The following is a 19,927-nucleotide window of genomic DNA, read 5'->3' as shown; positions in this document are numbered from 1 at the left end:
ACCCTGACGCGACGGCAACGTCTTCACTGGGGCCATGCGCATCGGAGAGCTGGCCGCGCTGGCCGGGGTCACCCCACGGACCGTGCGGCACTACCACCACATCGGGCTGCTGCCCGAACCGCGCCGCACCGCCGGCGGTTACCGGGACTACGGGCTGCGCGACATCTACCTCGTCGTGCGGGTGCGGCGGCTGACCGCGCTCGGGCTGAGCCTGGACGACGTCCGCGACGTGCTCGCCGACGACAGCGGCGTCGAACTGCGCGAGGTGCTGACCGAACTCGACGCCGAACTCGCCCGCCAGGAGAACGCGATCCGGCTGCGCCGCGCCCGGGTGGCCGAGCTGCTGGCGGAGGCGGGGCGGCACGAGGAGCTGCCGGCCGAGGGGCCGGTCTCGCCCGAACTCGCCGCGCTCTTCCGGCGGATGCGCCGGACGGCCGCCGGCCTGGCCCGGCCGGAGCCGGCCTCGGCGGTCCGGGAGCGGGAGTTGATGGCGCTGCTGGAGGGAACGGCGGGGGACGAGGCCGACGAGCCCTGGCTGGCCGGACTGGCCGGGGCCTTCGGGGACGACCCGGAGGCGATGGAGGCGGCCTACCGGATCTATGAGCGGCTGGACGCGCTGGCCGAGGCCGCCGAGGACGACCCACGGGTGGAGCCCCTGGCCGTGACCATCGCGGCGAGCGTGCCGGACGCGGTGGTGCGGCTGGCGGGGGATGTCGAACCGGCCGAGCTGGCCGGCCCGTTCGCCGAGGCGTTCTTCGCCGAGCACAGCCCGGCGCAGGGCGCCGTCATCCGCCGGGCCATGCGGCTGCTCGCGGAGCGCGCCCGATGAGCGCGGCGGAGCCGGCGGGTTCGGCGGGCGCGGCCGGTTCGACGGGCCCGGCGGGTTCGGCGGACCCGGTGAGTCCGGTGAGTCCGGTGGACCCCGTGGGCGCGGAGCGTTCCAGGGGCGCGGCCTGGCGGGGCGCGCGCCGGCTGGCCCGGCACCAACTGCTCCTCGCCGGCTGCCTGGTGCGCTGGCTGCTGCGCCGGGGCCCGCACGGGCGGCGCGCGGGGGATCGGGCGTTCGGCTATGCGCGGGCCGAGTCCCCGCTCTTCTGGATCATGCTGACCGTCTCGGTGGTGGAGACGGTGGCCCTGGCCCTTCTGATCCCCTGGCCCCTGGTGCACGCGATCCTGCTCGCGCTCGGGCTGTGGGGAACGTTCCTCGCCGTGGAACTCCGCCTCTCCTGTGTGGTGCGGCCCCATCTGGTGGGCGCCGACGGCTCGTTGCGGCTGCGCTATGGCGCGCTGGTCGACATCAGCGTGCCGGCCGAACAGGTCTCGGACGTGCGGGTCAACCGCCGCTTCCGCTCCGGCGGGCCGCTCGCCGTGGACCCGGAGTCGGGCACCGCCGACCTCGCCGTCGCCGGCCAGACCACCCTGACCGTGGAACTCACCGCTCCCCTCACCTTCCACCGTCCCCTGGGCCGCCCCGTGACGGCCCGCCTCATCCACTGTCACGCCGACGACCCCGGGGCCCTCGCCAAGACCTGGCACGCGTCCGCCGGGGCCAGCGGGGCCACGGCGCGGGAGCGGGTGGACGAAACCCGGCGTCCTTCGGAAGAGGTTGTTCAGTAAACGCAAAGATCCGAGCAAGTTCAGCGAAACGCTCGGTAGTTCTCCGTTCACTCTCATATCGTTGGTCACGCAGTCCGTGTGCCTGAGGGGAAACGGGGGATTCAGTGGAGCCGATCACCGCGATCGCGATCGCCGGAGTGGGACTGGTGGCCAAGGGGGCTCTGGAGTCGGCGGGCGAGGAGGCGGGTAGAGCCGGTTGGGGTGGTGGCGAGCGGTTGTTGACTCGGCTACGGGCCCGTTTCCGGGGAGACGCCGAGGCCGAGGCCGCGCTGGGGCGGGTCCAGCGGGCCCCCGAGGACGAGCAGGCCAGGGAGACGCTCCAGCGGATGCTGCTGACCCATCTCACCCGTGATCCGGACTTCGCCGCCGAGGTCCGGGAGTTGGTGCGCGAGGCCGGCCAGGTGGAGAGGCTCGGGGGCCAGGTGAACGCCGTCTCGATCAAGAACGCGCAGGTCTTCAACGAGAAGGTGGAGATCAAGGGCAGCTGGAACATCCTCTGATCGGCCGCCTGTTCTGCCATGAGTGTCGAGGACGAAGCGTCGGCGAGCGCTGACGAAGGCTCCCGGGAGGAGCCGACGACGGGTGACGAGCGGGGAGAGACCGGCACGGGGCACCCACCCGACGACGAGGACGGCCCCGTCGACGTCGCGGCGGCGCTGCGTGGTCTGGCCGGCGGCGGTGGCGCCGACGACGAGGAACGCTCCGAGGCCGCGCGTGCCGGCGCGCTGGCCGACCGGATCGTCGAGCAGTTGCGGTCCGAGACCGCCGGAACCCGCATCGGCACACTCGCGCTCTTCAACGACTCGGTCAGCTTTGGAGGCGGCTTCCGCGTCGGCGGTGCGGACGAGGGGCGCGGCGGCCCGGTGCGTGGCGCGCTCGCGGCCGTTCGCCTGGCCGAGACCGAACTCGTCGGCCATACCGAGCGGTTTGTCGCCCCCGAGGGCTACGCCGACGCGGTGGAGGCGCTGCGGGAGCACCATCTCCTGCTCCTGACCGGCCCTCCCGGCAGTGGGAGGGAGGCCGCAGCCGTCAATCTGCTGGGCGAGGTCCTGGCCGTCACCGGGGTCGCCGGTTCCTGTCATCGGCTGCTCGATCCCGGGCGTCCGCTGTCCGCGGGTTGGGAGCCGCCGACCGAAGTCGGCGCGTATCTGGCCTTGTTGGACGAGGACGCGCCGTCGATGTCCGCCGCGCCGGACGGCGAACGAGCCCGCGCGCTGACGGGGGCCGCCGAACGCCTGAGGACGATCGGGAGCTATCTCGTCCTGGTCGGAGGCCAGGAGCTGGCCATGGTCGCCCCCACGGTGTCCGGTGCCGCCTGGTTCGCCATGGCACCGGTGGACCCGGTGGCGATCCTGGAACGTCGCGTGCTGGGCGAGGAGAGCGAGGCTCACGAGCGCGCGCGCCTACGCGAACTCCTGGAGCGTTCCAACGCCACGCTCGCGCTGCGCGAGCGCCCCTCCGCCGGCCATGCCGCCGGCCTCGCCGACGTGATCAGTACGGGGGGCGACCTCGACGCCGCGGTCCGGGCACTCCGCGACCCGAGTGATCAGGTCACTGCCTGGTTCAGCCGCCATCGCGCGCCGGAGCAACTCGCGTTCGCCCTTGCCACCGCAGTGTTGGAGGGCAGCCGCTATCTCACCGTGTCCGACGCCGCACTGGCCCTTCGCTCGATGCTCAGCCCCCAGGACGAGTGCCCGCCGGACGTTCGCTACCGCGACCGGATCGCCGTGGATCAGCCGTGGATCGAGCTGGTCAGCCCCGCGTCCTCGGGCTTGGCGGCCCAGCCCGCCGTGAGGTTCCGCAGCCCGCTGCTGCGGCAGGCGGTGCTCGGCTACGCCTGGACCCGACTCGATGGCCGACGCGACGCGACGCTCCGCTGGTTGCGCGGGCTCCTCACCCATCCCGACGTCGAGGTGCGCGCCCACGCGGCGGTGGCGGCCGGGATGGTGAGCTGGACGGACCTCGACTACGCGCTACACCGTTTCCTCACTCCGTGGGCGGCCAGCGCCAGTTGGCCCCTGCGCCAGGCGGCAGCGACCGCCCTGGGGGTCGCGGGAAGCCAGCCGGAGACCGCCGAGCCCGTGTGGGCCCTGCTGCACGAGTGGGCCCGTTCGGGCGCCAACCGGCGGGGGCACCGCCTGGCCGGCACGGCGGCCAACGCGGCCGGCGGCTGGCTGGGGCGCGACGCCCCCGAGCGCGCGCTGCGGGTGTTGCGCGACGCGCTCGACCGTGGCGAGGACTGGGGCACCCTCACTCCGGTGGCCTGGAGCGGGCTGCGTCTGATCCACCGGGGGCGGGCAGCGGAGGTCCTGGCGGCGTACCGGACGTGGTCTCAGCCACAGGACGGGGCGCCCCTGACCGCCCGTGCCCTGTCAGCCTTCGTCTTCGCCGCCGGCACCGCGCTCCCCGAGAAGGACCTCCCCGAGGCGCCGCCGGACGCCGTGCCCGAGGTCCCGCTGCTGCTGGCGCTCGCGGGGCGCTTCCACCCCCTCCTCAGCACGTTGTGGGCCCGCGCCCTCGCACGAAGTCCGGTTCAGGAGGCCGCCCTTGACGTGCTCCGGCGGTGGTTGGACGACCACCTGCCCCGGCTTCCTGGCAGTGCGTTCAAGGAGGTTGTCGCACTCTTCGAGGAGGTCGCCGCCACGCCGGGTAGCCGGCACCGCGAGCGACTTCTCTACTGGCTGCACCGCTGGGCCCGGGACGGCGACACCCCGTCCCGCAACGCGGCACTGCTGCACGACGCGCTGCTGCGCGCCAGCCCACACGGCTGAGGCGTGCTGCCTCGGCCGACCGTCACCGCACGATCGCACACCAGAGAAGGAGCCATGGGCCAGATGACCTACGATCCCGTGCTGGACAGTCAACCTGTGCCTCGGATGCGGCTGTTGAGCCCGCTGCGTCCGCCCGCTCCCGGACGGGCGCTGGTGCTCGTTCCCGACCATGGCACGGCGCTGACGGTGAAGGCCGGTGAGGAGGTGCCTGACGCCCGGTTCGGTGCCTATCAGACCGTCTTCACGGTGGACATGAGCGAGCACCGCGTGACCATGGACATCCCCCTGCTGAGCAGGGACCCCACGTTCTCGTTCCGCGGCCGGGTCAGCCTGTTCTGCCGGGTGGCCGATCCGGCCGAGGTTGTGGCGCGCCGCATTCGTGACATGAGCGGGGCGATGTACGGCCACATCAAGAGGATGTTGCGGAGGGTCTCCCGGGAGTTCGACATCGCCGAGTTCCACGAGGCGGAGGAGGCTCTGAACGTCGAGGTGCGCGACTTCACGGGCGACTCGGCGATCCACGTCCGGGGCATCCAGGTCGAGTTGTTGGTGGACGACGACGAGATCGCTGCCAGCGGCCGCGCCTACCGGGACGTGGTGCGGGAGACCCGGCTCGCCGACATGCGGCGGAGGCGGCACCTGGACCTCATCCGCGAGGAGGGGGCCGACGGGTTGCTGGCGGAGATCATGGAGCAGGAGGGGGCAAGGGCGGCGCTCGACCGCCTGGAGAGGTCCGAGGCCGAGCGGCGCGAGGCCAGGCTCGCGGCGATGCGGATGGTGCTGGAGCGTGGCGACGGCCATCGCGAGCCCTTCGAGCAGGCCGAACTGGAGCGAGCGGTGTTGGACGAGGTGTTGGACGAGGACCGGCACCGTGGGCGGCGACTGCGCGGGGCGCTGGCGTCGGCGGCCGGGCCGCTGTCCCCGGACTCGCCTTCGGCAAAGCCGATCTCGGCTGGGCCCGTTCCGACCGAGCCCGCGCGTGACCACGAGCCGGTCAGGGCCGGCTCGGTGGTGCGGGGTGAGGTGCTCGCTGACGGCTTCGAACAGCCGCCGCCGGACGAGCCGTTGACCGGAACGGAGGGAGGCGGCAGCCCCGCTTCCGGCTCGGCGCCCGCCACGCCGGCCGGCTCGGGCCCCTCGCCCCGTCCGGTCAGCAGGCTGCGGGGCACCGCGTCGAGGCGTTCCAGGGGAGACCGTGACCGTTGAACGACCTGCGGGACTCCCCGTGCCCCCGCCCCTGACCGCCCCGTCCACGCCGTATCACGCGGAGCCGGATCGGCGGCCGGTCGACCTGGCTGCCCCGGCAGACCTGGCTGATCGGGCCGGCCCGGAGGTTGGCGCGAACGGAGAGGTCACGATCGACGCGGGGCGACTGCCCCCAGGGATCTGGGGGCATCAGGAGCACGGCTTGTTCGCGCTGTCCGTCTGGACCGAGGTGCGTCCCGGTTTCGGGGAGGACGCTCACCCTCTCGTGGCATTCCATCGGGCCGGCGGCGAAGGGGTGTTGGCCGTCTTCGACGGATCGGGCGGCGCGGGGGCCGCTCCGGCCTGGGAGGCCCCGGACGGCGACACGCGCTCGGGCGCCTGGGTCGGGTCCAGGGTCGCGCGGCTGGCGGTGGAGAGTTGGTTCCACCGGGCGGTCACTCGGCGGGACGGGGACAGTCCGGACGCTCTGCGGGACGACCTCGGGGACCTGCTGGCCCTGGCCCCTTCCCAGCACAGCAAGATCACGGGGACGATGCGGCGTTCGTTGCCCACCACCCTTGCCGGGCTGCGGTTCTGGACGGCGAGTGGCGAGATCCGGTGGCAGGCGCTGTGGGCGGGCGACTCGCGCGCCTATGTGCTGAGCCCGAGGTTCGGTCTCCAGGCGGTCACCCGTGATCACACCGAGGAGACGGACACTCTGGAACTGCTCCGTTCCGATCCACCGATGACCAATGTCATCAGCCGTGACCGACCGTTCCACATCGAGACCCAGCGCATGACGCTCCACCTGCCCTGCGTTCTGCTGGCCGCCACCGATGGCTTCTTCGGATATGTGCACACCCCCGCCGACTTCGAGTTGCTGCTGTTGGACACGCTCTCCCGTGCCGGTGACATGGCGGGGTGGGCGACCGAGCTGCACAGGCTGGTCAGCGACTACAGCGGAGACGACGCCTCGCTGAGCCTGGTCGCGCTGGGTTACGCGGACTTCGAGCAGTTACGACATGCCTTCATGCCGCGCGGGGAGACGTTGACGGCGTGGTTGCGCCGGGGCGGACGTCCCTCGGTCGAGGGCGACGCCATGCGCCGGTGGCAGGACAGGACCTGGGCCGAATACCGGGGGGACTACGAGCGGCTGCTGCGCTCGACGAAAGAAGGTTCGGCATGAGGAAGGACCAACCCGTCGCTGGGTACCAGGTTGTCACCCAGCCGACCAACGCCGATGGCGGCAAGTGCATGTGGGCCTTCGCCGAGAGAGACGGTCGGCAGTACTTCATCAAGGCGTTCCTCGACCCCAAGAGGCCCCGGGAGGGGGGCCCGGGCAACCCGGCGAGCGTGCGGCAACGCCTCCAGCGTTGCGAGCAGTTCGAGCAGCGGCACCGGTCGATCATGGAGCGGCTCGGCGCGCAGCGCCGGGGCGGGGGAAACCTGGTGTTGGCGACCGACTTCTTCTGCGAGGGAACCACCTACTACAAGGTCACCGAGCGCATCGACACCTCCTCTCTGGAGGACCCGCAGACGCTCGAACCCCGGCAGAAGATGGTCCTTCTGCGCACCTTGGGACTGAGCCTGAAGCTGCTGCACGACATCGACGTGGTGCACGGCGATCTCAAGCCGCAGAACGTGCTGGTGCAGCAGAAGTCGGGAGCCGGCTTCCATGTCGCCAAGCTCATCGATTTCGACGACTCGTATCTCTCCGGTTCGCCCCCGGGGCCGGACGAGATCGCCGGAGACTCCGTCTATGGTGCCCCCGAGTGGCGACGGTACATGCGGCGTGATGACTCCGTCACTCCGGAGCGACTCACCACGGCCATCGACGTGTTCGCGCTGGGACTGATGACGCACTTCTACCTCACGGGCGCGCTGCCGGGGCACGACGACCGCTTCGACTCCCCGGCCGACGCGGTCAACGCGGGCGCCGAGTTGACGCTCGATCCTCGACTCGACGACTCGATGAGGGGCCTGATCCGGGCGACAACGCAGGGCGATCCGGCACGCCGGCCACGGATCGGCGGCTTTCTCAACGTTCTGAATGACCCGGCGATCTGCGCGTTGCGCGCGCCTGGTTCGGGGCGTTCGGGGCGTTCGGTTGATTCGGGTGGCGAAGGGGCGCGCATTCCGGCCGCCGCGTCCGTTCCGCCGACCCGTGCGGGAGGCGCGGGCGCGGAGCCGACGGGGACCATGCCCGGGGCGCGTCCCGAGCCGGAGGGGGCGGGTGCGGAACGAACGCGCGCCGCCCCGTCCAGAAGCAGGCTGCGCGGCACGATCACGACCGGCGGGGACGTGAGGTCTCGCCCCTCCACCAGCCCGACCACGTCGACCACGTCGCCCACGCCGACCACGCCGACGCCCGAGCCCGTTTCGACAGAGGGGGCGGGAGCCGACACCGCCGAAGAGGCACCCAGACGATCCCGGGTGCGGATCAATCTGGGTGGCCGGGGCCGAGACTGACATTCATCCACGAGGAGATCGACCGTGACAGCGGTACACACCGAGTACCAGGGCAACCTTCAGTATGCGGCGGACATCGTGCTGTGCATCGACGCGACGGGCAGCATGTCGCCGGTACTGGAGTCGGTGAAGGAGAGCGCCCTGAACTTCCATGACCGGCTCACCGAGGTCATGGAGAAGAAGGGCAAGTCCATCAGCCAACTCCGGCTGAAGACGATCGTCTTCCGGGACTTCGGAGACGACCCGGACGACGCCATCGAACAGACCGACTTCCTCGAACTGCCCGCCCAGGCCGCGCAGTTCGAGAGCTTTCTCAGGGGGATCAGGGCCACCGGTGGCGGCGACGTTCCGGAGTCGGGACTTGAGGCACTCAGCCTGGCGATCAAAGCACCGTGGGAGAGGGGGCTGGATCGCAGGCGCCATGTGATCGTCATGTTCACGGACGCACCGGCCCACCCCCTGGGCAGCGTCGGCGTGGAACAGCAGACCTACCCAGCCGGCATCCCGCGCAGCTATGACGACCTCTTCGAGCTGTGGGGCTATGCGGGCAGCCAGGGTGCGGTGATGGAGCAGTCCGCGAAAAGACTGGTGTTGTTCGCCCCGGACGAGCAGCCGTGGGAGGACATCGCCAAGGACTGGGACCTCACGCTTCAGTTCCCCTCGAAGGCAGGCATGGGACTGGAGGAGTTCGAGATGTCGGAGATCATCGACACGATCGCGAACAGCCTGTGACGCTGCTCGTTGGCGGCTGTCGGGTAACCGTCGAGGGGGGCTGGATCACGGTGGCGTGGAGTGACGGTTCGCGCTTCCGGACGCCTCGGGAGACGATCGAGAGTGTCACGCTCCGGGAGCGGGAGGCGTCCGGGGACCTCCAGTTGTTCCTCCGCTTCGGGACGCAGCGTGCCTGGCTGCCCGGGTTGGCGGTGCTGCGCGTCGAGATTCCGGCGAGCGACGCCGAGTTCGTCCGCCGGTGGGTCGCGAAGCTGCGGTTGTACCTCGGTCTTCGGGACGACCAGGAGGACGGCGACCAGGCCGAGAGGGCCTTTGGGCGCGTCCCCGACTCCGACGCGGAATGGCTGCTCAACCCGACGGACGAACTGACCGAGGCCCTCTACGCACACATGCGCGATGGGCGGCGGGACGCCGCTGAGAGGTGAGGCGTGGCCGAGGAACTCTGGGAGTGCCCGCAGTGCGACACCCATAACTCCGTGGACGACCGGGACTGCCAGGGGTGTTACACCTCGCGGCCCGCTCCCCGGCCTTCTCGGAACGTCCGGACGAGGCCGCCCTGGACGTGCCGCAGATGCGACACCGACAACGGTTCCGATGACGACAAGTGCCTCGGCTGTCACAGCTCTCGGGAGTCAGCAGCCAGAAAGCCCTCCCCGAAGGGTGCCGGCTCCAGGCCCCGCAGGTCTTCCTCGGGCGGAACGTCGTCCTCGGGGACGAGAGGCCCGTCCCCCGGGTCGGGGACGGCGGCAGCCAGGAAGCCGTCGGGGGCGGGGAAGTCGCCGGGGGGAGGGAAGTCCTCGGCTGAAGGTGGGTCGTCGGTCGGTGGAAGGGCTTCGAGCAAGGGCAGGTCGTCGGGCGGTGGCACGCCTTCCATTGGCTGGACGGCGCCGAGCGGCGCGAGGGGCGGAGCTCCGAAGAAGCCCGCCTCGCCCGCGAGGAGTTCGGCCCGCCCGGGCGGCCGAGGCGGGTCGGGGACCCGATCGCCGGGCGCGGCGTCGCGGCCCCGCACACCGGGGTCGTCGCGCACCGGAAGCGGCACCGGGGCCGGTGGTGGGTCCGCACGCTCGTCGGGACGCTCTCCGGAGGTCTTCTTTCCGGCGCCGGAGACCGGGGGGTACGAGCCGGGCGGGGGCCGCTATGCGGCGTCTTCGCCGGTTGCCGGTCCACGGCGGTCACTTCCCTCGGGTCCCCGCCGGCCTGCGGCGGGCGGCTATCGGCCTCCGGCGAGAGCCGGTTCGGGCAAGCCGAAGGAACAGGGTGGGGTCTGCGGATGTCTGGTGCTGCTGGTGGTCCTCTATCTGCTGTACCAACTCGTTGCTTCCTGTGCGAACTTCCTGGAGAACCTGCCCTCCGAGGAGTCGACCGAGAGCCGAGCCGTGGAGACCCGTGAGCCCTGCCCGGCCCGCATCGACGCGGAACTGCCGGGTGTCAGCGCGGAGTTGGTCGATGCCTTCCGCACCGACAACAAGCAGATCACGCTCTGCCGCACGGGCGAGGGGGAGCTGTACTACTTCGGTGAATACTCCGACGGCAGGGAGCCGGGCATCCCGATGCGGGCGCGGGAGAGCACGGGCGGGTACGAGGCGTCCAACGGGCCGTACCGGTACGAGATCTCGAATGGTGTCGTGACGATCTATGAGGATGGCGCGCGGATCGGTCAGGAGGAGCTGACGCCTGAGCCCGACCCGACCTGATTGACGCCGCGCACACGTAACGCGTGCCTGAGCGATCCGGACCCTGGTTCACCGCCGGGGCGGAGCCGCGCCGGGCGGGCGACGGAGCGAATACCGGCGCCGGTCGGGTAGTTGGCGCCTCACCGCGCCCAGGGGACGGGGCGGCTGGTGGCGTCGCCCGGCACGGCGGCCCGGCCGTCGGCGGCCATGGCGACCAGGGCCTCGGCGGGCTCGCCGGCCGGGCAGTTCACCCGGCGGACCATCCCCGCCGGCAGGACGACGGTCTGCCCCGCCCGCGCGGTGTGGGTGGTGCCCTCGGCGGTGATCTCCAGGGTCCCCCGGGTCAACGTCCAGATCTGCTCGCGGTCGACGGAGTGCTCGGGGCCCGAGGTGTCGGGAGCCATCTCCACGCGCCAGGTGCTGAGTTCGGCGCTTCCCAGGCTGGGCGAGGCGAGGGTGGTCATGGTGGCGGCCGGGGTCCTGATGGGATCGGTGGAGGGAGTGATGACGCGCATCGATCGGTTCTCCTTGGGAGGGAGGGGGGACGAGGGGCCTCATCTGACGGGCCCGGGTGGTGAGTTCGTGGAGCCGGGGCAGGAGCCGGTCTCCTGAACCGGAGCCGCGAGTAAAGCTCCTTTACTTCTTCGCTAGTAAAGCATCTTTACTCGCGGGGTGTCACCATGTCCCCGTGGATGGAGAAGGCCAGTGTGAGGAACGTGTGGATCGTCGTGCGAGCGGAGGCGTCGAGGACCCCCTGGCGCGGTTCGAGCTGACCTTTCTGTTGGGCATGGGATTCCAGTTGCTGCTCAACGAGTTCAGCCGCCGCCTTGCCGAGGCCGGGTACGCCGAGCTGCGCCCGGTGCATGGGATGGCCTTCCAGGCCCTTCGGGGGCACGGGGCCACCAGCAGCGAGTTGGCCGAACGCCTTGGCGTCACCAAGCAGGCGGCGGGGCAACTGGTCAAGGAGCTGGAGCAGCGCGGCTATGTCCGGCGCGAGGCGCATCCGGCCGGCGGTCGGCGCAGGTTGGTGGTGCTCACCGACGCGGCGGTGCGACATCTGGAGGTGGCCGGCGGCATCCTGCGGGAGCTGGAGGCGGAGGCGGCACAGCGCGCGGGGCGGGATGATCTCGACGCTCTGCGCGGGGAGTTGGCGCGTCTCATCCACGGCATGACCGGCGAGGCGCTGCCCCCGCTGCGACCGGTCTGGTAACACGGGCATCCCGAGGCGGCGGGTCGTCGACGCGGCGGGTTCGTCGACGTGGTGGGTTGTCGCGCGGCCGCTTCCCGCCACGACGGCGCAGGGGTGCCGGCCCCGTCCCGGCGTTGGGGGCGGCGGCGACCCCAACGGTGGACCCGGCCGCTCTCCGGGAGAGTCCGCGCCTCCGCCGGCGTACCGCCGAACCTCCTGCCGTCGCGCCCACTCACGGAGTGCGTTGGCGTTCAGCGTCCGCGTTCCGTCGCCCCGGTGCGCCCGCCCGCCCCGTGAAGCCGGTGGACGGAACTCCCCCGGTGCGCCAGCATGGAAGTCGCGGGCACGGTGAGTGCGCCGCCCGCCGGCGCGGGAACCATGGGGACGTCCCGGACGTCGTCAGTTCAGGGGAACGGCCGGTTCCGGCGGGGCACCGTCGTCGACGGCGTGATGGCGGGCGCTTCGAGCCGGCGTGACTGGGGAGGGTGCAGATGTCGATGCAGAACTGGCAGGGTGGGCCGCCCGCACAGAACCAGGGCTACATGCGTGCCTCGGACAGCGACCGGGAGCGCGCCGCCGATGTCCTCAAGGCCGGCTTCGCCGAAGGCCGCCTGACCAAGGACGAGTTCGACGACCGGGTCCGGCGTCTCCACGAGACCAGCACCTACGCCGAGATCCAGCCCCTGCTCGCCGACCTTCCCCAGGGCCCGGTGCCCGGCCCGGTCAGCCCCTACGCGCCGACGACGTTCGGGCCGCCCGTCATGCCGTCCGTGGTCATCCACCGCCCGCCGGTCTACGGGCCGGTCCCCGGGGGCCCGCGCCCGATCTACCACGCGCCACGGCCGATGCCCTTCCCGCCGCCGCCCCAGACCAACGGCAACGCGGTGGCCGCGATGGTCTGCGGCATCTCCTGCTTCTTCACCTACGGCCTGACCGCCATCCCCGCCGTGATCCTGGGCCATCGCGCCAGGGCGACGATTCGCCGCACCGGCGAGACCGGCGACGGCATGGCGCTGGGCGGGCTGGTCATGGGCTATCTCTCCCTGGCGCTGATAGCGATAGGCATTGTGCTGCTGGTCACCCTGACCTGAACGGGGGTGACCCGAACGGGGCGCCCTGGCCGGGCCCGCCGGCCCGAGGCCCCCCGCTTGGCCCGTCGGCCCGAGGCGCGGCGCATCATGGGAGGGTGCCCGAGGGAGACACCGTGTGGTTGACCGCCCGGCGGTTGCGCGGCGGCCTCGCCGGGCGGACGCTGGTCCGCTCGGACCTGCGCGTTCCCCGGCTGGCCACCGTCGACCTGCGGGGCCGCGCCGTGGTCGAGGTGGTGCCCCGGGGCAAGCATCTCCTCACCCGCGTCGAGGGCGGCCTCACCCTCCACTCCCACCTGCGGATGGACGGCGCCTGGCGGGTCTTCGCGCCCGGCGAGCGCTGGCGCGGCGGACCGGCCCACCAGATCAGGGCGATCCTCGGCACCGAGGAGAACACCGCCGTCGGCTACCGCCTCCCCGTTCTCGAACTGCTGCGCACCGCACGGGAGTCCACGGTCGTCGGCCATCTCGGCCCCGATCTCCTGGGCCCCGACTGGGACCCGGACGAGGCCCTCGCCCGGCTGCGCGCCGCGCCCGAGCGGCCGCTCGGGGACGCCCTGCTCGACCAGCGGAACCTGGCCGGCATCGGCAATGTCTACATGGCCGAGCTGTGCTTCCTCGCCCGCCTCACCCCCTGGACCCCGGTCGGGGACCCGGTCGCCGAGGAGAGGCTCCCGCGCCTGGTCGACGAGGCGGCCCGGCTGCTGGCCCTCAACCGCGAGCGCTTCGACCGGACCACCACCCCGCCCGGCGAGCGCCGCGCCCGGCTCCATGTCTATGGCCGGGCCCGCCAGCCCTGCCTGGTCTGCGCCACCCCGATCCGGGTCGTCGCCGACGCCCACGGCGAGCCCGGCCGGGAACGCCCCACCTACTGGTGCCCACGCTGCCAGCAGGGCCCGACGCTCGCTCAAGCCACCCCGCCCCGCACCCGTTGACCCCGCCCCGCACCCGCCGACCCCGCGCCCCCTACCCCGTCGAAACGCCGCTGACCAGCGGAAATGCGGTGACTCACCGAGCGTACACACATGGTTCACCACCGGGTCATCTCCCCTTACCCTGGACCGCTGATCAGGTGTTTACCGTCGCATGGACTCTGCCTACGGCTTCTGGAAACCTGGTGCCAAAACTTTCTGTCATCGTCGCCTGCCACAACGTGCAGGATTTCCTGCCCACCACCCTGCGCGGACTGGCCAGGAACGCCGGCCCCGAGACGGAGTTCATCCTGGTCGATGACCGTTCCGTCGACGCGACGGGGGAGATCCTCGGCCGGGCGGAGGGGGAGCTGGCACGTTCCAGAGTGATCAGGCACGAGACCAACCGGGGCATCTCCCAGGCCCGCAACACGGGCATCGACGCGGCCAACGGGGAGTACGTCACGTTCCTCGACGGCGACGACTGGTACGCCCCCGGCTATCTCGACCAACTGGTCGAGGCCATCGAGGAGTTGGACTGCGACCTGGTGCGCACCGACCATGTGCAGTCGACCGCGCGCCGGCGCACGGTGGTGCGCGCGCCCTCCCCACGCCGGGACGTGGTCTTCGACCCCAGGGACGCGATCGGCCCGGCCGACCGCAAGACGATGGTCGACTACCCGTTCGTCTGGGCCGGGATCTTCCGCCGCTCGCTGCTGGAGGACCGCGGCCTGCGCTTCGAGACCGGCCTGCGAACGGCCGAGGACCGGTTGTTCACCTGGCAGACGCATCTGCGCGCGCGCAGCATGGCCACGGTCGGCCTGCTCGGCGTCTTCTACCGGCGCGGCGTCACCACCTCCCTCACCCAGATCAAGGACGAGCGGCAGTTGGACTTCCTCCCCGCCCACGACCGGATACTCGCCGACGTGGTCGAGGACCGGGAGGCGGAACGTTTCCTGCCGAAGATCGTCCGCACCTACTGCGCGATGATCGCGTTCCACGCCGCCAACGTGGACGGCTACGAGCCGGCGGCGGCCCGGCGGTTCAAGCGGGAGGCGTCGGCCGCGCTGCACCGTTTCCCACCGGACCTGTTGGAACGCACGCTGACGGCGATGGGCGAGGAGCGCGGCCGGGTGCTGCGGCGCCTGGCCGGCCGGAACCGGAAGGCGGTCATGGCATGAACGGCGGTCATGGCACGGAGCGCGGCACCGGCGTGCGCGCGGAGCGCGGCACCGGCGTGCGCGCGCGGCGCACCCAGCTCTTCGAGGTCTCCACGCTCTACGGCGCCGCCACGCTGGCCGCCGCGCTGGACGCCGGCCTCTTCGGCCCGCGCGGCGCGGCCGAGCGGGTGCTTCTGGTCTCCAACAACGCCGCCGTTCCCGAGACCGCCACCGGCCTGCCGGAGATGGCCGGTTGGGACGCGGTCTCCGCCCGCTTCGACCGGGTGCTCGACTGGAACGAGGCGATCCGCCCGTTCCACCCGGGCGACTGGCGCCCGTTGGACCGCGACGCCCCGCTCTGGCAGCGGCTGCTGCGCCGCTACTGGGACCTGGGCGAGGGGCCCGTCGAGCTGGTGGTGGAGTCGGTGCACGCGGTGCCGGCCGCCGCGCTGGCGACGATCTTCTCCGACGCGGACATCCACGTGTACGCGGACGGGCTGATGAGCTACGGCCCGACCCGGGACCGGCTGCCCGTCACCACCTCCTGCCGGCTGCGCCGGCTGCTCCACCTCGACCTGGTGCCCGGGCTGCGCCCGCTGCTGCTCTCCGAGCACGGCACCCCGGCCGAGACGGTGCCCAACGACGCGTTCCGCGCGGTGCTCGACGAGATCACGCGGGCGACCCCCAAGCCGGCCGGCGAGTTGGGCGTCGAACGCCCGGCGGTGCTGCTCGGCCAGTATCTGGCGGCGCTCGACATCCTCACCCAGGCCGAGGAAGAGGCGCTCCACGAGCGGATGTTGCGCGGCGCGGCCGTCGCCGGCTTCCGTTCCGTGGTCTTCAAGCCGCACCCGACGGCGCCGGCCCAGTACTCGCGGGTGTTGGAGAAGGCGGCGGCGGAGGCCGGCGTCCGGCTGACCGTGTTGGACACGCCCATGCTGGCCGAGTCGGTCTTCGCGCACCACAGGCCCGGGCTGGTCGTCGGCTGCTTCTCGACGGCGCTGCTCACCGCGTCGGTCTACTACGGGCTGCCGGTCGCGCGGGTCGGCACCGAGCCGCTGCTGGAGCGGATCACGCCCTACCAGAACAGCAACCGCATCCCGTTGACGCTGGTGGACGCGCTGCTGCCCGACCTTGAGGTGGCGCGGAAGGGCGAAGTGATCACCGACCGGCCGGAGTTGGCCGGGAGCGTGGCGCCGCTGATGCGGACCGTTGGCTACTGTATGCAGGCCAAGACCAACCCGACGCTGCGCGCCGACGCCGAGCGGTGGCTGGCCGCCGAGCTGGGGCCGGCGACCCAGCGGTACTTCAAGCGGGCCCGGCTCACCGCGCTGGCGCTGCCCGGCGGCTTCGGCTCCCATCTGGCCCGGCAACTCCCCGGCAGCGCCGCCGCGCTCCGCGTCGCCCGGCGCGTTCGCAAGGCGACCCGCGCCAAGCGCTGAACGGGCGCTGACGGAACGGCCGAGCGCCGGTTCGACGAACGAGCGCCGGCGCCCGCGCCCCCTCGCGATGGGGGCGTGGGCGCCGGCGCGTGTGCGGGTGCGGGGCACGCGGGCGCGCGCTCAGCCGAGGTAGCGGCGCAGCCCGAGGCGGCCCCAGAGGAGGCTCGCCGCGTAGGAGACGCCGATGGTCACCGCCAGCATCGCCGGCAGGAAGAACGCGACCTGGCCGACGGAGAGGTCGGGCTCCACATAGCGGTCCACCAGCTCCTCGACCAGGATGACGTGCACCAGATAGGCGCCGAGCGCCGCGTTGGCCAGCCGGTTGACCAGCGCGCGACGGCGTTCCGGGACGCGGACGCGGACCAGCAGCAGGACCACGCAGACGCTCAACACCGCGACGAACGGGTGGGCGTTGGGGATCACATAGTGGATGTCCGTGTTGTACCAGAGGATTCCGGCGACCGCCGCCAGCGCGGTGCCGGCCAGCGGCCAGCGCCAGTGCCCGGGGACCGGCCGGGCGGCGGAGAGCAGGAACGCGCCGCCGATCGCGTAGATCACGGAGTAGGTGCCGAAGCCCCAGCCGACCCGGGGCGTCTCCCAGCCGGTGACCTCGTGCACCGTGGTCAGCGCCGGGCCGAGCCCGGCCAGCGCCAGCAGCAACAGGCCGATCCCCCAGGGGCGTTGCCCGGCGCGCAGCAGCACCACGAAGCCCAGCATCACCACGATGGGCAGGTAGGCGTACATGAACCACAGGTGGTAGGCGGGCTCCACCGAGTCGAAGAGGGAGTCCACCGCGAGGTCGACGATCGGGTCCTCGTTGCGGTCGCGCGCCCAGGCCCAGAGCAGGTAGAGCGCGGTCCAGACGAACATCGGCACCGTGTTGCGGATCAGCCGCTGCCACAGTCGGCCGCTGGTCTTCGGCGGTGCGCCGGCCACCACCGCCCAGCCGGCTATCGCGAAGAACACCGGGACGGCGAACGAGGTGGCCGAGTCGCCCAGGAAGCCGGCCCAGTACACCGGTTCGCCGGCGGAGCGCCGCTGGTCGACGGCGTGGATCAGGGCGGCGCAGGTGTGGGTGACGATCACCGCGCAGGAGGCGATCAGGCGCAACAGGTCGATGTCGAAGCGGTGTTCCCGCTCCTTCTTCGGCGCGGGTGCGGCCGCGGACATGGTCGCTGACCCGGGGGCCGGCGCTGGCGTCGGCGCGGTGGCCCTCGCCTCGGCCGGCTCCCCGGCGGCCGGGGATTCGGCCCCCGGCGACTCGGCGGCCGGGGTCTCGGTCGCCGGGGTCTCGGCGGCCGGGGGTTGGGCGGCCGGGGTCTCGGCGGTGGTCGCGGCGTCGGTTGACGTGTCGGTTGGCGTGTTGGTCGGCATGTCGCTCGGGTGGTTCCCCTCGTCGGGTCTCGTCGGTCTCGGGTTGCCTGGGGGGACGCCGTGTCCGGTGCCGGCGGCGGGCCACCGGTCCAGGGGCCCCGGCGAGGAGCCGAGGAGAGTGACAGGCCGGAAACCGCCCGTGGTCGGCGGTGGGCTGGGGCGGAGCGAACGTAGCCCCGGTGCGCCAACTCCCCGCCGCGACGAGGGATACACGAAGTGAACTCCGGGCCAAGGGATGGGAACCGTTCGTTGAGCGCGGGTGACCACCCGGTGCGGCCCCACGGGCGTCCCGGTGTTGGACTCACGTGGGGTGGGCCACAGTGCGGCGGTTCGGGCGGGCCCGGGGCGGCCGGTCGGCCGGAAGTCGGTCCCGTTACACATGGTTTGGGGTGTTTGGTGGTGGGTGGCCGGTCGGGGGCGGCCTCGGGGGCCTTGCGACGATGGCCCGATGGTCATGGGTCTGGGCGGTGCGGAGCTGGCGGCGTTGGCGGTGGCGGCCGTGCTGGTCGGGGTGGCGAAGACGGCGATCGGCGGGGTCGCCTCGATCACCGTGGCCCTCTTCGCGATGGCGCTTCCGGCCAGGGAGTCCAGCGGCGCCCTGCTTCCGCTGCTGATCGTCGGCGACCTGCTGGCCGTCGCCGTCTACCGACGCCACGCCGACTGGGGCGCGCTGCTGCGGCTCTTCCCCTCGGTGGCCGCCGGCATCCTGGTGGGAACGTGGTTTGTCTCGTGGGTCGACGACACCGTGATGCGCCGCACCATCGGCGGGGTGCTGCTGCTGGTGGTCGCCACGCACCTCTGGCAGCGGCGGCGCGGGGAGGGCGCGGCCAGGCCGCCGGCGCTGCTCTTCGGCCTGTTGGCCGGGTTCACCACGATGGTGGCCAACGCGGGCGGCGCGGTGATGGCGGTCTATCTGCTGGCGGCCGGCTTTCCGATGTTGACCTTTCTGGGCACGGCGGCCTGGTTCTTCCTGATCGTCAATGTCTTCAAGGTTCCGTTCAGCGCCGGCCTGGGACTGATCACGGTCGACTCGTTGAGCCTCAACGCGCTGCTGGTGCCCGGCGTCCTGCTCGGCGCGCTGCTGGGCCGGCTGTTGGTCCGCTGGCTGCACCGGGGCGACCGGCAGCAGCTCTTCCAACGTCTGATCATCGGCTTCACGGTGTTCTCGGCGCTCAACCTGCTGCGCTAGACCGTGTCCACACCGTTCGCGCGCGGCGCCCGCCGGCCCCGGCTAAGCCGAGTCGGAACGGCGGGCCGTGCGGTGGGCCCAGACCAGGAACGCGGCGCCCACGGCCAGCGACCAGGCGGCGGCGAGCGGGGTCGTCAGGCGGTCGGACAGGACGGTCGGGAGCAGCGCGGAGAGGACCGCCAGGGGCGCCCTGGCCAGCCAGAACAGGGCCTGGATCGGGCCGGAGTCGCCCAGCGGGGTCTCCGCGCCCAGCAGCAAGGAGGCGGGCATCGTGCCCCGGTGCGCGCTGACCAGCGCCGCGCCCACCAGCGCCGGCGCCCACGCCGGGGGCAGCGGCGCGAGGGCGGCCAGCGGGGCGCTCGACACCAGCAGCAGCGCCCCCGGCAGCAGCGCGTGGCGCAGCGTGAGCGCCCCTCGGGTCCAGGGCAGGCCGGCGCCGCGTTCCCGGTTCTCGCCGTCCAGCCGGGCGGGCTCGACGAGTTGGGCCGCCGCCAGACAGCCGGTGACCAGCGCCGCCACCCCGGCCACCCGGTGCGGCAGCGCGGCCAGCGCCACGGTCGTCGCCCACAGCGCAAGCCCCAGCCCGGCCCGGCCAGGTGCCCTGGCCAGCCCGATCGCGTCCCGCCAGGGCACCAGCAGCCAACGGGCGCGCGGCACCCGCCACCCGCGCCCCGTCGTGCGCCGCGCACGGCGCGGAGCGCTCAACGCGGCGCGCGCCAACCGGGGATCGACCCCGTAGAGCGCCACCGTGAACGCCCCGGCCACCCGCACCTGTTGGCGGAGCACCCGCGCCGGCAGCCCGGTCGTGGCCCGCCGGGCCACGACCAGCGCGGCGGCCACCGCCAGCGCGGTCAACGCCCCGCCCAGCACGCCCTCGACGGCGGAGACCCGTTCCCCCACGGCGGCGAGCGGCAGCGCCGCCCAGCCCCAGGGCCCCGACCAGAGCGCGCACCGCCCCCAGCCGGCGCCCGGGCCCGTCGCCAACGCACCCCCGGCGCACGCCAGCAGCGCGCACGCCACCGCCGCCAGCGCCCGCCGTAGCGGGGAGGGACCGAACCACGGGTGGTGCCGCTGGGTCAGCGCCCCGGCCGCCCCACACAGCAGCCCCACGGCCAGCCCGCCGCCCGCCC

At 72.6% G+C, this 19,927-nt stretch carries 19 protein-coding genes and 1 pseudogene; 16 read left to right on the top strand and 4 right to left on the bottom strand.

Annotated features, from left to right (window positions below; genetic code table 11):
- Positions 1 to 34 precede the first annotated feature (34 nt).
- The 9 genes from EBN88_RS11000 (at position 35) to EBN88_RS10960 (ending at position 9,199) form a co-directional block, all read left to right on the top strand.
- Positions 35 to 829, top strand: coding sequence for a helix-turn-helix domain-containing protein (locus tag EBN88_RS11000; protein ID WP_122183638.1), 795 nt, complete (start codon positions 35 to 37; stop codon positions 827 to 829).
- Complete coding sequence (locus EBN88_RS10995) at positions 826 to 1,617, top strand: hypothetical protein (RefSeq protein WP_199742317.1); 792 nt, start codon at positions 826 to 828, stop codon at positions 1,615 to 1,617. The genes EBN88_RS11000 and EBN88_RS10995 overlap by 4 nt, the downstream gene beginning before the upstream one ends.
- A gap of 104 nt (positions 1,618 to 1,721) precedes the next feature.
- A complete protein-coding gene (locus EBN88_RS10990; RefSeq protein ID WP_122183637.1) occupies positions 1,722 to 2,117 on the top strand; it encodes a hypothetical protein in 396 nt (131 codons plus the stop codon).
- Positions 2,118 to 2,135: 18 nt separating this feature from the next.
- Positions 2,136 to 4,388 carry a hypothetical protein gene (locus tag EBN88_RS10985; RefSeq protein WP_122183636.1) on the top strand — a complete coding sequence of 751 codons (2,253 nt, stop codon included), beginning with the start codon at positions 2,136 to 2,138 and terminating at the stop codon, positions 4,386 to 4,388.
- A gap of 63 nt (positions 4,389 to 4,451) precedes the next feature.
- Entirely contained in the window at positions 4,452 to 5,594 is a 1,143-nt protein-coding gene (locus EBN88_RS10980; RefSeq protein ID WP_147472702.1) for a hypothetical protein, read from the top strand.
- 265 nt (positions 5,595 to 5,859) lie between these two features.
- Positions 5,860 to 6,759: a PP2C family protein-serine/threonine phosphatase gene (locus EBN88_RS10975; protein WP_233580596.1), complete on the top strand. Its 900-nt coding sequence runs from the start codon at positions 5,860 to 5,862 to the stop codon at positions 6,757 to 6,759.
- Positions 6,756 to 8,042, top strand: coding sequence for a protein kinase domain-containing protein (locus EBN88_RS10970; RefSeq protein ID WP_199742316.1), 1,287 nt, complete (start codon positions 6,756 to 6,758; stop codon positions 8,040 to 8,042). Before EBN88_RS10975 ends, EBN88_RS10970 begins: the two co-directional genes overlap by 4 nt.
- A gap of 24 nt (positions 8,043 to 8,066) precedes the next feature.
- Positions 8,067 to 8,774: a vWA domain-containing protein gene (locus EBN88_RS10965; RefSeq protein WP_122183634.1), complete on the top strand. Its 708-nt coding sequence runs from the start codon at positions 8,067 to 8,069 to the stop codon at positions 8,772 to 8,774.
- Positions 8,771 to 9,199 (top strand): hypothetical protein, encoded by a 429-nt coding sequence (locus tag EBN88_RS10960; RefSeq protein ID WP_122183633.1) that lies wholly within the window; start codon positions 8,771 to 8,773, stop codon positions 9,197 to 9,199. Before EBN88_RS10965 ends, EBN88_RS10960 begins: the two co-directional genes overlap by 4 nt.
- A gap of 191 nt (positions 9,200 to 9,390) precedes the next feature.
- On the opposite strand, the gene EBN88_RS30195 is transcribed toward EBN88_RS10960, so the two are convergent.
- Entirely contained in the window at positions 9,391 to 9,648 is a 258-nt protein-coding gene (locus EBN88_RS30195) for a hypothetical protein (protein ID WP_147472701.1), read from the bottom strand.
- 403 nt (positions 9,649 to 10,051) lie between these two features.
- On the opposite strand from EBN88_RS30195, the gene EBN88_RS10950 reads away from it, so the two are divergent.
- On the top strand, positions 10,052 to 10,468 hold the full coding sequence (locus tag EBN88_RS10950) for a hypothetical protein (RefSeq protein ID WP_122183631.1): 417 nt from the start codon (positions 10,052 to 10,054) through the stop codon (positions 10,466 to 10,468).
- Between the two features lie 119 nt (positions 10,469 to 10,587).
- On the opposite strand, the gene EBN88_RS10945 is transcribed toward EBN88_RS10950, so the two are convergent.
- Positions 10,588 to 10,962, bottom strand: a complete 375-nt coding sequence (locus tag EBN88_RS10945) for a cupin domain-containing protein (RefSeq protein ID WP_122183630.1) — start codon at positions 10,960 to 10,962, stop codon at positions 10,588 to 10,590.
- A gap of 272 nt (positions 10,963 to 11,234) precedes the next feature.
- Between EBN88_RS10945 and EBN88_RS10940 the strand changes: the two genes are divergently transcribed.
- From EBN88_RS10940 to EBN88_RS10920, 5 genes are all read left to right on the top strand, one after another.
- Positions 11,235 to 11,657, top strand: a complete 423-nt coding sequence (locus tag EBN88_RS10940; RefSeq protein ID WP_122183654.1) for a MarR family winged helix-turn-helix transcriptional regulator — start codon at positions 11,235 to 11,237, stop codon at positions 11,655 to 11,657.
- 470 nt (positions 11,658 to 12,127) lie between these two features.
- On the top strand, positions 12,128 to 12,727 hold the full coding sequence (locus EBN88_RS10935) for a DUF1707 and DUF4190 domain-containing protein (RefSeq protein ID WP_233580595.1): 600 nt from the start codon (positions 12,128 to 12,130) through the stop codon (positions 12,725 to 12,727).
- A gap of 95 nt (positions 12,728 to 12,822) precedes the next feature.
- Complete coding sequence (locus EBN88_RS10930; RefSeq protein ID WP_122183629.1) at positions 12,823 to 13,659, top strand: Fpg/Nei family DNA glycosylase; 837 nt, start codon at positions 12,823 to 12,825, stop codon at positions 13,657 to 13,659.
- 182 nt (positions 13,660 to 13,841) lie between these two features.
- A complete protein-coding gene (locus tag EBN88_RS10925) occupies positions 13,842 to 14,816 on the top strand; it encodes a glycosyltransferase family 2 protein (RefSeq protein ID WP_122183628.1) in 975 nt (324 codons plus the stop codon).
- Positions 14,813 to 16,234, top strand: a complete 1,422-nt coding sequence (locus EBN88_RS10920) for a polysialyltransferase family glycosyltransferase (RefSeq protein ID WP_407703399.1) — start codon at positions 14,813 to 14,815, stop codon at positions 16,232 to 16,234. Before EBN88_RS10925 ends, EBN88_RS10920 begins: the two co-directional genes overlap by 4 nt.
- A 120-nt stretch (positions 16,235 to 16,354) precedes the next feature.
- Here EBN88_RS10920 and EBN88_RS10915 read toward each other — a convergent pair whose 3' ends face one another.
- On the bottom strand, positions 16,355 to 17,608 hold the full coding sequence (locus EBN88_RS10915) for an acyltransferase family protein (protein WP_233580594.1): 1,254 nt from the start codon (positions 17,606 to 17,608) through the stop codon (positions 16,355 to 16,357).
- A 448-nt stretch (positions 17,609 to 18,056) separates the two neighbouring features.
- Between EBN88_RS10915 and EBN88_RS10910 the strand changes: the two genes are divergently transcribed.
- Positions 18,057 to 18,797, top strand: coding sequence for a sulfite exporter TauE/SafE family protein (locus EBN88_RS10910; protein ID WP_199742315.1), 741 nt, complete (start codon positions 18,057 to 18,059; stop codon positions 18,795 to 18,797).
- Between the two features lie 42 nt (positions 18,798 to 18,839).
- On the opposite strand, the pseudogene EBN88_RS30505 reads toward EBN88_RS10910, so the two are convergent.
- Positions 18,840 to 19,927 (bottom strand): annotated as a pseudogene (locus EBN88_RS30505) (hypothetical protein); the annotation flags it as partial.

This window comes from Streptomyces triticirhizae, from assembly GCF_003696235.1.
In the GTDB taxonomy this organism is placed as follows: Bacteria; Actinomycetota; Actinomycetes; order Streptomycetales; family Streptomycetaceae; genus Streptomyces; species Streptomyces triticirhizae.
The sequence above is the reverse complement of the archived record's forward strand: the minus strand, read 5'-3'. Positions and strand labels throughout refer to the sequence as shown.

Coding starts and splice junctions, on each gene's coding strand:
- EBN88_RS10940 (WP_122183654.1), top strand. CDS start 11,235: ATGGGATTCCAGTTGCTGCTCAACGAGTTCAGCCGCCGCCTTGCCGAG.
- EBN88_RS30195 (WP_147472701.1), bottom strand. CDS start 9,648: ATGGAAGGCGTGCCACCGCCCGACGACCTGCCCTTGCTCGAAGCCCTT.
- EBN88_RS10920 (WP_407703399.1), top strand. CDS start 14,813: ATGAACGGCGGTCATGGCACGGAGCGCGGCACCGGCGTGCGCGCGGAG.
- EBN88_RS10980 (WP_147472702.1), top strand. CDS start 4,452: ATGACCTACGATCCCGTGCTGGACAGTCAACCTGTGCCTCGGATGCGG.
- EBN88_RS10935 (WP_233580595.1), top strand. CDS start 12,128: ATGTCGATGCAGAACTGGCAGGGTGGGCCGCCCGCACAGAACCAGGGC.
- EBN88_RS10995 (WP_199742317.1), top strand. CDS start 826: ATGAGCGCGGCGGAGCCGGCGGGTTCGGCGGGCGCGGCCGGTTCGACG.
- EBN88_RS10915 (WP_233580594.1), bottom strand. CDS start 17,608: ATGCCGACCAACACGCCAACCGACACGTCAACCGACGCCGCGACCACC.
- EBN88_RS11000 (WP_122183638.1), top strand. CDS start 35: ATGCGCATCGGAGAGCTGGCCGCGCTGGCCGGGGTCACCCCACGGACC.
- EBN88_RS10910 (WP_199742315.1), top strand. CDS start 18,057: ATGGTCATGGGTCTGGGCGGTGCGGAGCTGGCGGCGTTGGCGGTGGCG.
- EBN88_RS10985 (WP_122183636.1), top strand. CDS start 2,136: ATGAGTGTCGAGGACGAAGCGTCGGCGAGCGCTGACGAAGGCTCCCGG.
- EBN88_RS10970 (WP_199742316.1), top strand. CDS start 6,756: ATGAGGAAGGACCAACCCGTCGCTGGGTACCAGGTTGTCACCCAGCCG.
- EBN88_RS10945 (WP_122183630.1), bottom strand. CDS start 10,962: ATGCGCGTCATCACTCCCTCCACCGATCCCATCAGGACCCCGGCCGCC.